Source organism: Phocaeicola plebeius DSM 17135 (assembly GCF_000187895.1).
Classification (GTDB): Bacteria; Bacteroidota; Bacteroidia; order Bacteroidales; family Bacteroidaceae; genus Phocaeicola; species Phocaeicola plebeius.
On sequence record NZ_DS990130.1, the window covers coordinates 581,563 to 596,243 of the forward strand.

At 47.4% G+C, this 14,681-nt stretch carries 10 protein-coding genes and 1 pseudogene; 7 read left to right on the forward strand and 4 right to left on the reverse strand.

The window, feature by feature from the left end:
• Positions 1–80: 80 nt before the first annotated feature.
• The 4 genes from BACPLE_RS10545 to grpE form a co-directional block, all read right to left on the reverse strand.
• Entirely contained in the window at positions 81–1,367 is a 1,287-nt protein-coding gene (locus tag BACPLE_RS10545) for a bifunctional folylpolyglutamate synthase/dihydrofolate synthase (RefSeq protein WP_007561674.1), read from the reverse strand.
• Positions 1,368–1,440: 73 nt separating this feature from the next.
• The gene (locus tag BACPLE_RS10550; RefSeq protein WP_148374589.1) at positions 1,441–2,088 is read right to left on the reverse strand and encodes a hypothetical protein; all 648 of its coding nucleotides are present in this window, start codon (positions 2,086–2,088) and stop codon (positions 1,441–1,443) included.
• A 347-nt stretch (positions 2,089–2,435) separates the two neighbouring features.
• On the reverse strand, positions 2,436–3,620 hold the full coding sequence (gene dnaJ / locus BACPLE_RS10555; RefSeq protein WP_007561676.1) for a molecular chaperone DnaJ: 1,185 nt from the start codon (positions 3,618–3,620) through the stop codon (positions 2,436–2,438).
• Between the two features lie 15 nt (positions 3,621–3,635).
• The gene (gene grpE, locus BACPLE_RS10560) at positions 3,636–4,241 is read right to left on the reverse strand and encodes a nucleotide exchange factor GrpE (RefSeq protein WP_007561678.1); all 606 of its coding nucleotides are present in this window, start codon (positions 4,239–4,241) and stop codon (positions 3,636–3,638) included.
• Between the two features lie 278 nt (positions 4,242–4,519).
• On the opposite strand from grpE, the pseudogene BACPLE_RS10565 reads away from it, so the two are divergent.
• The 7 genes and pseudogenes from BACPLE_RS10565 to BACPLE_RS10590 form a co-directional block, all read left to right on the forward strand.
• Positions 4,520–8,273, forward strand: a pseudogene (locus BACPLE_RS10565) (CusA/CzcA family heavy metal efflux RND transporter); the annotation flags it as partial.
• 65 nt (positions 8,274–8,338) lie between these two features.
• Complete coding sequence (locus BACPLE_RS19895; RefSeq protein WP_394357938.1) at positions 8,339–8,854, forward strand: TolC family protein; 516 nt, start codon at positions 8,339–8,341, stop codon at positions 8,852–8,854.
• A gap of 20 nt (positions 8,855–8,874) precedes the next feature.
• The gene (locus tag BACPLE_RS10570) at positions 8,875–9,792 is read left to right on the forward strand and encodes an efflux RND transporter periplasmic adaptor subunit (RefSeq protein WP_007561685.1); all 918 of its coding nucleotides are present in this window, start codon (positions 8,875–8,877) and stop codon (positions 9,790–9,792) included.
• A gap of 9 nt (positions 9,793–9,801) precedes the next feature.
• The gene (locus BACPLE_RS10575; RefSeq protein WP_007561686.1) at positions 9,802–10,845 is read left to right on the forward strand and encodes a sensor histidine kinase; all 1,044 of its coding nucleotides are present in this window, start codon (positions 9,802–9,804) and stop codon (positions 10,843–10,845) included.
• On the forward strand, positions 10,842–11,600 hold the full coding sequence (locus tag BACPLE_RS10580; protein ID WP_007561687.1) for a LytR/AlgR family response regulator transcription factor: 759 nt from the start codon (positions 10,842–10,844) through the stop codon (positions 11,598–11,600). Before BACPLE_RS10575 ends, BACPLE_RS10580 begins: the two co-directional genes overlap by 4 nt.
• A gap of 118 nt (positions 11,601–11,718) precedes the next feature.
• Positions 11,719–13,338 carry an ABC-F family ATP-binding cassette domain-containing protein gene (locus BACPLE_RS10585; RefSeq protein WP_007561688.1) on the forward strand — a complete coding sequence of 540 codons (1,620 nt, stop codon included), beginning with the start codon at positions 11,719–11,721 and terminating at the stop codon, positions 13,336–13,338.
• 185 nt (positions 13,339–13,523) lie between these two features.
• Complete coding sequence (locus BACPLE_RS10590; protein WP_007561689.1) at positions 13,524–14,681, forward strand: acyltransferase; 1,158 nt, start codon at positions 13,524–13,526, stop codon at positions 14,679–14,681.

Sequence of the window (14,681 nt, forward strand, 5' to 3'; positions counted from 1 at the left end):
TTAGTTCACACATTATTTTGTTGTGCAAATAAAAAGATTTTCTTCAATATACCCAAACATTTTCGAAGAAAGAACGTTCTTTAATTGTTTAAAGAAAGTAAATCGGCCACAATAAAACTGCTTCCTCCCACAAAAATAAAATCGTCCGGCTGGGCCTGTTCCTTGGCTGCTTCGAAGGCTTCTTTCACATGGGGGTAGGCTTCTCCGTGCAAATTGAAGGTCTCGGCCAGTGCTTTCATCTGCTGGTAGGGAAGAGCTCGTTTCACGCTGGCTTGCGTGAAATAATATCGTGCATCTTTAGGCAACATGGACAATACACCACTCACATCCTTATCGTTCACCATGCCGATGACAATATGTAAGGTTTTATAAGTCTGATGTCTGAGTTGTTCGGTAATGTATTGCATGCCTCCCGTATTGTGTCCGGTATCGCAGATAATGGTCGGTTTCTCACCTAATTTCTGCCAGCGTCCCATCAGACCGGTCAGCTCGCAGACATGAAGGAAGCCTTCACGCACATTCTCTTCTGACAGATTATACCCTGCATGACGAAGCTGGCGGATAGCCGAGAGTAGGGTATTGGTATTCTTTAGCTGGCATAAGCCTCCCAGTTCACCCTCTAGTTGAGGATAGTCAGCAGTTTGGTAGACGTAATGCATCGCTTCGTTGCGGGTTGCATGGATGAGCAGGTGTTCGTCTTCGGCAAATACAATGGGCGCTCCTACGGCAGTTGCCTTAGCTTGGAAGACAGGGCGGGTTTCGGGGGTGGTTTCACCGATTACAACCGGAGTACCTTCTTTAATGATGCCTGCCTTTTCTGAAGCAATTTTTTCCAGAGTATTGCCTAAAAACTGTACATGGTCGAAACTAATGTTGGTAATGACACACAGGTCGGGCTGAATGATGTTGGTGCAGTCCAGTCTTCCTCCAAGGCCAACCTCTATAACGGCTACATCCACCTGCTGTTCAGCGAAATAAGTGAATGCCATGGCGGTGGTCAGTTCAAAGAAAGAAGGGTGGAGCGGTTCGAAGAAAGCACGGTGCTTTTCTACAAAGTCGATGACAAATTCCTGGCTTACCGGAGTACCGTTTACGCGGATACGCTCACGGAAATCCACTAAGTGAGGAGAAGTATAAAGTCCGGTTTTATAGCCTGCAGCCTGTAGAATGGCAGCCAATGTATGTGAACAAGAACCTTTCCCGTTGGTTCCTGCCACGTGAATCGTATGGAATTTGCGGTGAGGGTGATGGAAGTAGTCATCTAGCGCATACGTGTTGTCTAATCCCTCTTTGTAGGCATCTTTGCCCACTTGCTGAAACAGAGGGGCACTATTATATAAGTAGGTAAGTGTTTCCTGATAATTCATGATTTCTGCTTTTTAAAAACAGCTGCAAATATCATCATTTTTATCAGGATAACCTATCTTTTTACGATTTCATTTACCAGTAAGCCCCTTGTGGGTATTTGATTCCTTCTACTCCGATGCTGATGGAACTGCTTTCATTAAATTTGAAATTAATCATTCCTCCAATCCGGTCGGGAGCGAAATTAGGCATGGGATAGTAATAGGGTGAACGTTTCGGCATGAGCGACTTGTTGCCATAGGCATACAGACTGATACGCTCGTTGACTTTAAACGCAGCAATGCCGGTAATTCCCACATTGCGGTAGTTGATGCCACCCCAGTTGAAGTTGCTGGCATACAATCCGCCTGCAACGCTGAAGCGCTTGTTCAGCGGTACGGCGTACAAGAAAGCGGCATCCTGACCGAAACCCACTCCGGAAGGAGCGTATTTGCTCGGACTGAACGTGACATTCATGCCGATGGAAGCATTGAATCCTTTATGTAGCTCCCAGGTGGCATAGCCGTAATTGAACGGAGTAATGCCATACATATCGAAGGGAGAGTATAGGTAATGCTGCGGAACAGGAGCGGGTAGGGGTACACTGAGTGTATCCTTAGCCATGAGCTGTTCTGCATGCAATGTCGTGGAAAGGGAGTCGGAAGGAAGCGACTTCGGATTTTCTGTCTGTGCCCAAACGAGTAACGGACAGAACAATGTCAGCAGCAAGATATATTTTTTCATGACTTTCATTTTTTTGTTACCCCAAAAATACAAAAAATGTCACTGCTATTTAGGCTGTTATCTCTTTTTAGTCCTGGTTTAAATTTTATTTGGATAAAGAAGACGATGTGGACCGGAGCAGAATCTGAAATGTCCTGTTCTCTTTTCAGTACTTCTTAAGGAGTACTGTAGTACTTCCACGAAAGTACTGGAATACTCTCTATGCAGTACTGGAGTACTTCTTCGGAAGTACAGGGAAAAGGCTTCTGGCCGAAATCGGCGACTTGCAGGAATCGTGTTTAAATGCAGAAAGGACTGACTCCACCTGTAGGGGAGACAGTCCTTTCTTGTATCTGAAAAGCAGTTGCTTAATCGAATAAACTTCTGAATTTCTTGAAGATTTTTTCTTTCAGGCTTGTATTTGGCTTGAAGTTCTCTGCTTCCTGCCATTTTTCCAGTGCCTGACGTTCTTCTTTCGTCAGCGTTTCCGGAATGTAGACGCTGATATTTACCAGCAAGTCGCCTGTACCGGTGTTGTAGCCGTAGCTGTTGATGTTGGGCAGACCTTTGCCGCGCAAGCGAAGTACTTTACCTGGCTGCGTGCCCGGCTCAATCTTGATTTTTGCCTTTCCGTCGATGGTCGGGATTTCTACCGTACCTCCTAATGCTGCGGTTGGTACGCTCAGCAGAAGGTTGTAGATCAAGTCACTTTCGTCACGAATGAGTTCTGGATGCTTTTCTTCCTCAATCAATACCAGCAAGTCGCCCGGTACCCCGTTGTGTTTTCCGGCATTACCTTTTCCGTTGATGGTCACCTGCATGCCTTCAGCCACGCCGGCCGGAATCTTCACGGTTACCACTTCTTCACCGTAAACCACTCCTTCACCGTTACATTCCTTACACTTGTTTTTGATGATTTTACCTTCACCGCCGCACTGCGGACATACAGACTGTGTCTGCATCATGCCGAAAATGCTCTGCTGTGTGCGGGTTACGCTACCCGTTCCGTGACATGTAGGACAGGTTTCTGTACCTCCGTCACCTTCTGCTCCTGTACCATGACAGTGGCTGCATTCTACGTATTTCTTCAGCTTGAATTTCTTTTCAACTCCAGTAGAAATCTCCTTCAGGTTCAGTTTGACCTTTACGCGCAAGTCTGAACCACGGAATTTCCGCTGACGTGACTGGCCTCCGCCACCAAATCCACTGCTGAATCCGCCAAAGCCTCCGTGTCCGCCGAAAATATCGCCGAACATAGAGAAAATATCGTCCATTGACATGCCTTGGCCGCCAAATCCGCCAAATCCACTTCCACCTCCGGCTGCACCGTCTACTCCGGCAAAACCGAACTGGTCATAGCGTGAACGCTTGTCCGGGTTGCTCAAAACTTCGTAAGCCTCTGCGGCTTCCTTGAATTTCTCTTCCGCTTCCTTATCACCCGGGTTGCGGTCCGGATGATATTGGATGGCCTTCTTTCGGTAGGCCTTCTTTATTTCGTCTGCCGTGGCTGTTTTGGCAACCCCCAGCACTTCATAATAATCTCTTTTCGCCATGACTATACCTGTTTATTATTGGGCAACCACCACTTTTGCATGGCGGATGACTTTTTCATTCAGTTTATATCCGGTCTGTACACAATCCAGTACCTTTCCTTTCTGTTCTTCGCTTGGAGCAGGCACCAAAGCCACAGCTTCATGGAAGTCAGTATCAAATGCTTCGCCCACAGGTTCCATCTTTTCCAAGCCTTCCTGGTGCAGGTTTTTCAAAAACTTCTGATAAATCAGTTCCACTCCCTCATAAATGGCTTTCACGTCTTCTGCCTTCTGCATGTTCTGCAGTGCACGTTCCAAGTCGTCCAGAATCGGCAGGATAGCATTGATAGCCTTTTCTCCTCCGTTTTTGATTAATTCAGCTTTTTCCTTTAAGGTACGTTTGCGGAAGTTGTCGAATTCAGCAGACAGACGCAGGTATTTGTCTTTCTGCTCGTCGATGACTTTCTGAGCTTCTTCCAGTTCTTTCCCCAACTTTTCTTCTGCGGTCAGTTCCTTTTCTTCTGAAGAGGCATTTTCCTGTGCTTCTGATGCTTCGGAAGTCGTTTGTTCATTCTCGGCAGCTTCTTGTGACTGCTTTTTCAATTCTTCTTCCACGTTCGGATTTTTATTTTCGTTGTTCATATCTTAATGGTTTTTTATTTTCGATTGAATAGTTTTCTTTTCCCTCTAACAAATTTCGTGCCTTAATGGCAGTTTTATTCAAATTGGCTGCAAAAATAATAAAAAACTGCCACACTGACATAGAAAAAACGAAGATTACACGTGTACTCCCGATTTTGGCATTTCATCATTCTGATAGGTTAGTTCAACCCTTGATTTGTCAGCTTCGCACGTTTGTTGGGCTTTTATTGTGTGGTGTGAAGTAATTTTGTTTCCATCATCAATCAATACACAAGAAAATGTTTAAGAAAATAGTCCGTTTTTCAATTCGAAAAAAACTGTTTGTCGTGCTGACAACCTTGTTTTTAATGATTGGGGGCATTTATTCAATGCTGACATTGCCCATCGATGCAGTGCCCGACATTACCAATAATCAGGTACAGATTGTTACCGTGTCGCCCACTTTGGCCCCGCAGGAGGTGGAACAGTTGATTACTTTTCCGATAGAAGTGGCCATGAGCAACATCATGAATGTGGAGGAAATTCGTTCCGTGTCCCGTTTCGGCTTGTCGCTGGTGACCGTGGTGTTTAAGGAAAGTGTGCCCACATTGGATGCCCGTCAGCTGGTGAATGAACAGATACAAACCGTGGCCGGAGAAATACCTTCGGAGTTGGGTGTGCCGGAGATGATGCCCATTACCACCGGTTTGGGTGAAATCTACCAGTATGTACTGAAAGTAGCTCCTGGGTATGAAGACAAGTATGATGCCATGGAGTTGCGTACCATTCAAGACTGGATTGTGAAAAGACAGCTTTCGGGTATTCCGGGTATCGTGGAAATCAACAGTTTCGGAGGATACCTGAAGCAATATGAAGTGGCTGTCGACCCGGATGCCTTGTATTCGCTCAATATCACCATCAGCGATGTGTACGATGCATTGAGCCGCAATAACCAGAATACCGGAGGTAGTTATATAGAAAAGGTAAACCGTGCGTATTACATCCGTTCGGAAGGTATGATTACCGACTTGAAAGATATTGAACAGATTGTCGTGACCAATCGTGGAGGTATTCCTGTACATGTAAGCGACATTGCTAAAGTACGCTATGGGGCTCCCAAGCGTTTTGGTGCCATGACCAAGGATGGAGAAGGTGAATGCGTGGGAGGTATTGCCATGATGCTGAAAGGTGCCAATGCCAATGTGGTCACGCAGGAGTTGGAAAAACGCGTGGCGAAGGTACAGAAGATGCTTCCCGAAGGCGTCAGTGTAGAACCTTATCTGAATCGTTCAGAATTGGTGAACCGTAACATTTCGACAGTTATCCGCAACTTGGTGGAAGGAGCCATTATTGTGTTCCTGGTATTGATTCTGTTCCTCGGCAATGTCCGTGCAGGATTGATTGTGGCTTCCGTAATCCCGTTAGCTATGCTTTTTGCCTTTATTCTGATGAGAGTGTTCGGTGTATCTGCCAACCTGATGAGTTTGGGAGCTATCGACTTTGGTATTGTGGTAGACGGTTCCATTGTGATATTGGAAGGAATTTTGGCACATATCTACGGCCGTCGGTTGATGGGGCGTACCCTCAGCAAAGAAGAAATGGATGCAGAGGTGGAGAAAGGAGCTGGCAATGTCGTACGAAGTGCCACGTTTGCCGTTCTGATTATTCTGATTGTGTTCTTCCCTATATTGACTTTGACCGGAATCGAAGGAAAATACTTTACCCCGATGGCCAAGACGCTGGTGTTCTGTATTATCGGTGCTCTGTTGCTGTCGCTGACTTATGTGCCGATGATGGCTTCCTTGTTCCTGAAACGTACGGTATCGGTAAAACCGACATTGGCCGACCGCTTTTTTGAGAAATTGAACCGTGTATATCGCTGTGCACTGGACTTCTGCCTGTCGCATGTATGGGGTACGCTGGTGTCAGCCTTTACCTTATTAATACTCTCGTTCTTCCTGTTTACCCGCTTGGGCGCCGAGTTTATTCCAACTCTCGACGAAGGTGACTTTGCCATGCAGATGACGCTTCCGGCAGGTAGTTCATTGAGCCGTAGCATCGAGGTGTCGCTTGAGGCTGAAAAGAAACTGAAGCAGGATTTTCCGGAAATCAAGCATGTGGTTGCCAAGATTGGTACTGCAGAGGTCCCGACCGATCCGATGGCGGTAGAGGATGCCGACGTGATGATTGTGATGAAGCCTTTCAGTGAATGGACATCGGCCAGCAGTCGGGCAGAGATGGTAGAGAAGATGAAGAAGTCATTGGAAACAGTAGAAGGGGCAGAATTCAACTTCAGCCAGCCTATTCAGTTGCGTTTCAATGAGTTGATGACGGGTGCCAAAGCCGACATTGCTATCAAACTGTATGGAGAGGATATGGCTGAGTTGTATGCCAAGGCCAAAGAAGCTGCGAAATTTGTGGAACAGGTGCCTGGAGCCGCTGATGTGTTGGTGGAGCAGGCCATGGGACTTCCGCAATTGTTGGTGAAGTATGACCGCTCTAAAATAGCCCGTTATGGCATTGACATAGAAGAGTTGAATTCCATTATTCGTACGGCATACGCTGGAGAAACCGCCGGGGTAGTCTTTGAAAACGAACGTCGTTTCGACCTGGTACTTCGTTTGGATAACGAAAAGGTGAAGGACTTGAATATCGACAAACTGTTTGTCCGCACGGGAGAAGGTATTCAGATACCGGTCAGCGAGGTAGCCAGCATTGATTTGGAAAACGGTCCTTTGCAGATTAACCGCGATGCGACCAAACGACGGATTGTCATTGGGGTCAATGTGCGCGATGCCGATATTCAGCAGGTAGTAGAGCAGATACGTACCTCTCTGGAAAAAAATATCAAGTTGAAACCGGGATACTACTGGGAATACGGTGGACAGTTTGAGAACTTGCAGAATGCCGTGCGTACCCTGAGCATTGTCATTCCGATTGCGCTGATGCTGATTCTGCTGTTGCTGTTCTTTGCCTTCCGCAGTGTTATCTATTCATTGGTTGTCTTTTCTACAGTGCCCTTGTCACTGATTGGTGGTGTGGTAGCTCTGTGGCTGCGCGGACTTCCGTTCAGTATTTCAGCCGGCGTAGGATTCATTGCCCTGTTTGGTGTAGCCGTGTTGAACGGTATTCTGATGATTAACCATTTTAATGATTTGCGAAAAGAAAAAACATATACCATGTGTACGAACCGAATTATTGCAAAAGGATGTCCTCATCTGTTGAGACCTGTCTTCCTGACCGGATTGGTAGCTTCATTGGGCTTTGTGCCGATGGCCGTAGCTACTTCTGCCGGTGCCGAGGTACAGCGTCCGCTGGCCACGGTAGTGATTGGTGGGCTGATAGTGTCTACTGTTTTGACCCTGATTGTCATTCCGGTATTTTATCGTCTGGTAAATGTGATAGCCCATCTGTGGGGCCGGAAAAAACACCGTGCACGGTTGGGGCGCAAGGCGGGTATGACGTGTATGTTGCTCCTTGCAGCTGTATCCGTTTCTGCAGTTACTCCGCAGAAAGCAATTACCCTGGATGAGGCGGTAGAAATAGCCTTGCAGAACCATCCCCGTCTGAAGATGGCCAGTGCGGAGATTGAACGCAGCCGCGCAGCCCGTGGTGAGGTGTGGGATGGAGGAAATACCTCGTTCAGCTATTCCTGGGGACAATTGAACGGAGAATACAAGAAAGATAATGAACTGGCCGTGGAACAGTCGTTAGGCTCTTTGCTGACTCCTTTTTATAAGAATGCGCTGGTGAATGCCCAGGTAACCACTGGTACTCATTACCGTGACATGGTGAAGAAAGAGATTGTGGCCGAAGTGAAACGTGCCTGGGTATATTATCAGTATGCTTTCCACCTGTATCATTTGTATGGAGCGCAAGAAGAACTGGCCTTGAAATTGCGTGAGAGCGGTGACTTGCGTTATCAGCAGGGAGATATTGACCAGACGGAGCGTAATATGATTGCAACACTTGCTGCCGAACTTCACACTCGCAGCCTGCAGGCGCGGGAGGAGATGGAACTGGCTTCCCGCCGTTTCGCCTGGGCATGCTATGCCGGTGAGCAGGTGGTTCCCAATGACAGTTCATTGGCTGTGCTTCCGCTGTCCTTGCAAGACCGGATGCTTTCGGCCCCTCATCTGAACTATTTTGCCAGTCAGGTACAGGAAAAGAAATCACAGCTCCGGATAGAACGGAGCAAGTTCTTCCCGGAGTTCTCGCTGGGTTATGTCCGTCAGAAAATTGCTCCGCTGAATGGCTTGAATTCGTGGATGGTGGGAGTGTCTTTCCCCATTCTGTTCTTCCCGCAGCGCAGTCGCAGCAAGCAGGCAAAGGTAAGCCTGCAGATTGCTCAATGGGAAGCCGACCAGAACCGTGTGCAACTGAATAACAAGGTGGAGGAACTTTACCGTCGTGTGCGCCAGCAGCAGGAAAGTCTGGATTATTATGCCAAGGCTGCGTTGAAAGAGGCGGATGCTTTGCAGGAAAGTGCCTTGATGAAGTTCAAGGAAAGTGAAATCAACATTACGGAGTTTGTGCAGAGTCTGAATGCTTCCCGTGACATTCGCCGGAATTATATTGAGACAGTGTATGCATACAATGTATCCGTGTTGGAAATCGAATTATATACAGAATAAAAATAAAAAAACATAGCAAGATGAAACAATTTCTTTTTTTCTCAGCCTTATGCTACTCGTTGGTGATGGCCTCTTGCGGAGGTGGTGCCACTGAAAAAACATCCGATGAATCTACAGCGGTACAGTCCGTACAGCAGGATAGTCTTCAGGCATCTGCCGACAGCCTGAAGGTGGACGGTACTACGGGAGCTACCCAGGTGGCCAATGCACCTTCTTTTAACGGCATCTTGATGATACCGCCACAGCAACACGCAACGATTACCCTTAGCATGGGAGGGGCTGTACACAGTGTTTCTTTCCTTCCGGGCGATTATGTGCGTAAAAACCAGGTCATTCTGACGTTGGAGAATCCGGAATTCATTGCCTTGCAGCAAACCTGGCTCGATGCAGCTGCGCAGACAGAATTCCTGGAAAAAGAATATCTTCGCCAGCAGAATCTGGCTTCACATGAGGCAGCTTCGCAAAAGCGGATGCAGCAGAGCAAGGCGGAATATTTGTCGATGAAGAGTCGTCTGGATGCAGCTGCAGCCCAGTTGCTGATTTTGGGAGTAGATGCCCGCAGTTTGCAGACAAAAGGTATTCAGCCTTATTTGGAAATAAAAGCACCTTTAAACGGCTATGTCACGAACATGAACGTGAACGTAGGAAAATATTTTAATGTAGGTGAGCCCGTGTGCGATGTGATTGACAAGCAGGCCCCGATGCTGCAGCTTACAGCCTACGAAAAAGATCTGGATAAATTGAATGTGGGCGACCGTATGGAGTTCCATGTAAACGGAATGGGGAATGAAACCTTCGAAGCCGTACTGGTTTCCATTGACCAGATGGTAGACAATGCCAATCGTTCCATCAAAGTGTATGCCCGTGTAGCTCATCCGCAGAAAGATTTTCGTCCCGGCATGTATGTGTCGGCACGTAAGTCGGCAAAAAATGAATAACTTTGCAGCATGAAGCGAATCTGGAGTAATAAATATGTGCTGATAGTGAATGCCATCTCCATCATGGTGGCATTCCTTACGCATTTCCCGGAACTGATTACCTTGTCGAATCCGTATTCGGCCGACGGTCTTTCGTTTCCGGGCATGCACTGGGCCGATGTGGGCAATGAGGTGCTGTTTACGTACCTTTCCCTTCTTTTTCTCTTTTTCCTGAATGAAGCTGTGTTCCGTTTCAATAGCGATATGGTATCTATCGGGTGGAAAAAGGTGGTTTGTTCGTTTGTGCTGACCTGGGTAGTAAGTAACCTGCTGGGCAAATGTTTTGTTTACCTGCATCAGCATTTCGATGTGCCTGCCATTGATGCCATGCTTCATCATTATCTTCATCCTTTGCGTGATTTCCTGATAACCTGCATTGTGACGGGAAGCTGCTATTTCTTCCATCAGAACCGGAAGAGCCGTAAGATGTTGCTCGAAAACCAGCAGTTGCGCATGGAAAATGTCATCAATCAGTACGAGGCCTTGAAAAGCCAGTTGAACCCTCACATGCTGTTTAATTCGCTGAACACTTTGTACCTTTTGATTCGGGAATCGCCCGACAAGGCTCGCCATTATCTGGAAGAATTGTCGCGGGTGATGCGCTACACTTTGCAGGACAATGAGTCGCATTCTGTGCCTTTGCGCGAGGAAATGGAATTTGTACAATCGTACATGTACCTTTTGCAGGTGCGTTATGAAGAGAATCTTCAGTTTGACATCCGTATCCATCCGGAACTGATGTCACGGAAATTGCCGCCCATGGCCTTGCAGTTATTGGTGGAGAATGCCGTGAAGCACAATGAAATCAGTAACCGCCGTCCGCTGACAGTGTCTGTGATAGCCGAAGGTGACACGGTGGAGGTGAGCAATCCGTTTCAGCCCAAACGGGGAGGGAGTGCTGGAATGGGTATCGGACTGGCAAATCTGGCCAAGCGCTATCAGTTGCTGTATAAAAAAGACATAATCGTAAAAGAGGAAAATCATCGTTTCACCGTTATTCTGCCTTTGATATGAAGACTTTGATTATAGAAGATGAGAAAGCGGCCTTGCGCAACTTGAAGGCCGTGATGCAGGAAGTGGACACCGATTTTGAAATCGTCGGCGAAGTGGACAGCATTTTCGACGGAGTGGAGTGGTTTCGCACGCATCCCATGCCGGAGCTGGTGTTTATGGACATCCATCTGGCCGATGGCTCAGCCTTCGACATCTGTGCGCAGGTAGACATTACGTGCCCCATTATCTTTACTACGGCCTACGATGAATATGCCTTGCGGGCCTTCAAAGTGAATAGTGTGGCCTATCTGCTCAAGCCCATCAGCCGGACAGATTTGCAGGAGGCCATGCACAAACTGGAATTGCTGGGCGGACAGATGAAGGAAGAGAAACAGCCTGACTTGTCGGCCATCATCCGTAGCTTGAAAAAGGAAGAGAATTACAAGACGCATTTTCTGGTGCCGGTGAAAGGAGATAAACTTTTGCCCGTATCGGTGGAGGCCATCCAGTATTTCTATATTTCCAACGGGCTGGTCAAGGCGGTAGACAGTGAGGGAAAAGAATTTGTTTTCTCCCAGTCGCTCGACGAACTGGGCGAGCAATTGAATCCGCACGATTTCTTCCGGGCCAACCGACAGTTTATCGTGTCGCGAAAGGCTGTGTCCGACATCAGCCTGTGGTTCAACGGGAGGCTGGCCATTAACCTGAAGGTGCCGGTGCCCGAGAAAATCATCATCAGCAAGGCCAAAGCTTCGGAATTGAAAGACTGGTTCTGATTTCGTAAGACGTGCGGTACTTGTCTGTCCGAAGTGAAACCTCCTCTTCTCCTTTGTACTGTATCTCATATTTTTATATTATCTTTGTGCCATAATTCAAAAAAGGTAGAAAAAACAGATGATAACAGTTTCAAATGTAGCCGTTCAATTTGGTAAAAGAGTGTTGTATAACGACGTGAACCTGAAGTTCACGAATGGTAATATCTATGGTATTATCGGAGCTAACGGTGCCGGTAAGTCTACGTTCCTGAAAGTGATTTCAGGCGAGCTGGACCCTACTAAGGGTAGCATTACCCTGGGACCGGGCGAACGCCTTTCGGTGTTGAGCCAGGACCACTTTAAGTTTGATGCCCACACGGTGCTTGATACCGTGCTGATGGGACACACCATCCTTTGGGACATCATGAAGCAGCGCGAGGCTCTGTATGCCAAGGAAGATTTTACCGATGAAGACGGTATCAAGGCAGCCGAACTGGAAGAAAAGTTTGCCGAACTGGAGGGCTGGAATGCCGAGAGCGATGCAGCTATCCTGCTGAGCGGATTGGGCATAAAAGAAGACAAGCACTACACGCTGATGGGTGATTTGAGTGGTAAGGAAAAGGTGCGCGTGATGCTGGCACAGGCGCTTTTTGGAAATCCGGACAACCTGTTGCTCGACGAGCCGACCAATGACCTGGATATGGATACGGTGACCTGGCTCGAAGAATACCTTTCTAACTTTGAACATACCGTGCTTGTGGTAAGCCACGACCGTCACTTCCTTGACTCAGTATGTACGCATACGGTGGACATCGACTTCGGTAAGGTGAACCTCTTTGCCGGTAACTATAGCTTCTGGTATGAATCCAGCCAGCTGGCTCTCCGTCAGCAGCAGAATCAGAAGGCCAAGGCAGAAGAAAAACGTAAGGAACTGGAAGAATTTATCCGTCGTTTCTCTGCCAATGTAGCGAAATCCAAGCAGACTACCAGCCGTAAGAAGATGCTGGAGAAACTGAATGTGGATGAAATCAAGCCGTCTTCCCGTAAATATCCGGGTATCATCTTTACGATGGACCGTGAACCGGGTAACCAGATTCTGGAGGTTTCCGGACTGCGTGCCGAAACGGAAGAAGGAACAGTGCTTTTCAATGACGTGAACTTCAACGTGGAGAAGGGCGATAAGATTGTTTTCCTGAGCCGTGACCCGCGTGCCATGACGGCCTTGTTTGAAATTATCAACGGACACCGTAAAGCACAGGCCGGACACTATAACTGGGGAGTAACCATTACCACGGCTTACTTGCCGCTGGATAATACGGATTATTTCAACTGCGACCTGAACCTGGTAGACTGGTTGAGTCAGTACGGTCAGGGCAATGAAGTGGAGATGAAAGGCTTCCTCGGCCGTATGTTGTTCTCCGGTGAAGAGGTGATGAAGAAAGTCAGCGTGCTGTCGGGAGGTGAGAAGATGCGTTGTATGATTGCCCGCATGCAGTTACGTAATGCCAACTGTCTGATTCTGGATACTCCGACCAACCACCTGGACTTGGAATCTATTCAGGCGTTCAACAACAACCTGAAGATTTACAAGGGAAATGTACTCTTTGCCTCACACGACCATGAGTTCATCGAAACCGTGGCTAACCGTATCATCGAGCTGACTCCGAACGGAATCATCGATAAGATGATGAGCTACGACGAGTATATTTCATCCGACCATATCAAGGAAATGCGTGCCCGTATGTACGGCGATAAATAAGACTCAAAAAACGCCTTTGCGTTTGGAAGAAAACGCAAGGACGTTTTGATCAAAACGCTTAGGCGTTTTACTTAAAGCGCAAGTACGTTTTTGTGGAAACGCACTTGCGTTTTTTCTGTTCGTTAGGACTCCTTTGGAATATTATGAAAATATAGGTATAATCTTCAAATTATCAGTTAGTTATTATGGACTCAACTTTAAATCCTACTCAAAAAACACACATTGTGTGGCTCGACGTGGTTCGTCTGGTAGCCATGTTCACTGTAGTATGCTGCCATTCGGCAGACCCGTTTAACTTCTATCCGGGAGAACCTCCGGCCAATATTGCGGAAATCAAGTGGTGGGGTGCCGTGTACGGTTCCTTACTTCGTCCGTGTGTGCCTTTGTTTGTGATGATTACAGGAGCTTTGCTGTTGCCGGTAAAAGGGGAGGTGGCACCATTTTATCGTAAACGCATCGGGCGTGTGTTCTGGCCTTTCCTTATTTGGTCGGTCATTTACAATCTTTTCCCGTGGGTTACCGGGTTGCTGGGAGTAGCTCCGGAAGTCATTCTCGATTTTTTCCCGTATTCAGGTGAGGAGGTGATGCGCCAGTCACTCGATGTATCGTTGGGATACATTGCACAGATGCCGTTTAACTTCTCTTTGCTAGACGTGCACATGTGGTACATTTATCTGCTTATCGGGCTGTATCTGTACATGCCGGTATTTTCTGCCTGGGTGGAAAAAGCCAGCCGGAAAGCACAGCGCTGGTTCCTTGTGGCCTGGGGCGTGACGCTTTTTGTTCCTTATTACAGGGAGTTTGTAGGGCCTTACATCTGGGGTTCCTGTTCCTGGAACGAGTTTTATATGCTCTATATGTTTGCCGGATTCAACGGTTATCTGCTGTTAGGACATTATCTGCGTCACACGGAATGGAGCCTGGCAAAAACACTGGGATGGGGAATCCCTATGTTTGTCGTAGGTTTCTGTGTCACGTTCTTCGGTTTCCGTCACATGACCGCATCGCCCGACTGCACGGAAGAACAGCTTGAACTTTTCTTCTACTATTGCTCACCGAACGTGGTGCTGATGACCATTCCATTATTCATGCTTTGCAAGAAAGTCCGTGTAAATAATCAGCAAATACAGAAAGCCCTTGCCAATCTGACGGTATGCGGTTTCGGAGTGTATATGATTCATTATTTCTTCACCGGTCCGAGCGTAGTGCTGGCCCGTATGTGTCACGTGCCTGTCGGATTGCAGATACCGTTTGCTGCGGTAGTTGCTTTCCTTGTATCGTGGGGACTGGTGATTCTGCTTCGCCGGTTAACTGGAAAGTATGCCCGTTATGTGGTAGGGTGA

Bases quoted from the DNA above. Each gene is read 5' to 3' on its own strand.
- BACPLE_RS10570 (WP_007561685.1), top strand. From the start codon at position 8,875: ATGAAACAATTTCTTTTTTTCTCAGCCTTATGCTACTCGTTGGTGATG.
- BACPLE_RS10590 (WP_007561689.1), top strand. From the start codon at position 13,524: ATGGACTCAACTTTAAATCCTACTCAAAAAACACACATTGTGTGGCTC.
- BACPLE_RS19895 (WP_394357938.1), top strand. From the start codon at position 8,339: ATGCTTTCGGCCCCTCATCTGAACTATTTTGCCAGTCAGGTACAGGAA.
- BACPLE_RS10575 (WP_007561686.1), top strand. From the start codon at position 9,802: ATGAAGCGAATCTGGAGTAATAAATATGTGCTGATAGTGAATGCCATC.
- grpE (WP_007561678.1), bottom strand. From the start codon at position 4,241: ATGAACAACGAAAATAAAAATCCGAACGTGGAAGAAGAATTGAAAAAG.
- dnaJ (WP_007561676.1), bottom strand. From the start codon at position 3,620: ATGGCGAAAAGAGATTATTATGAAGTGCTGGGGGTTGCCAAAACAGCC.
- BACPLE_RS10550 (WP_148374589.1), bottom strand. From the start codon at position 2,088: ATGAAAAAATATATCTTGCTGCTGACATTGTTCTGTCCGTTACTCGTT.
- BACPLE_RS10545 (WP_007561674.1), bottom strand. From the start codon at position 1,367: ATGAATTATCAGGAAACACTTACCTACTTATATAATAGTGCCCCTCTG.
- BACPLE_RS10580 (WP_007561687.1), top strand. From the start codon at position 10,842: ATGAAGACTTTGATTATAGAAGATGAGAAAGCGGCCTTGCGCAACTTG.
- BACPLE_RS10585 (WP_007561688.1), top strand. From the start codon at position 11,719: ATGATAACAGTTTCAAATGTAGCCGTTCAATTTGGTAAAAGAGTGTTG.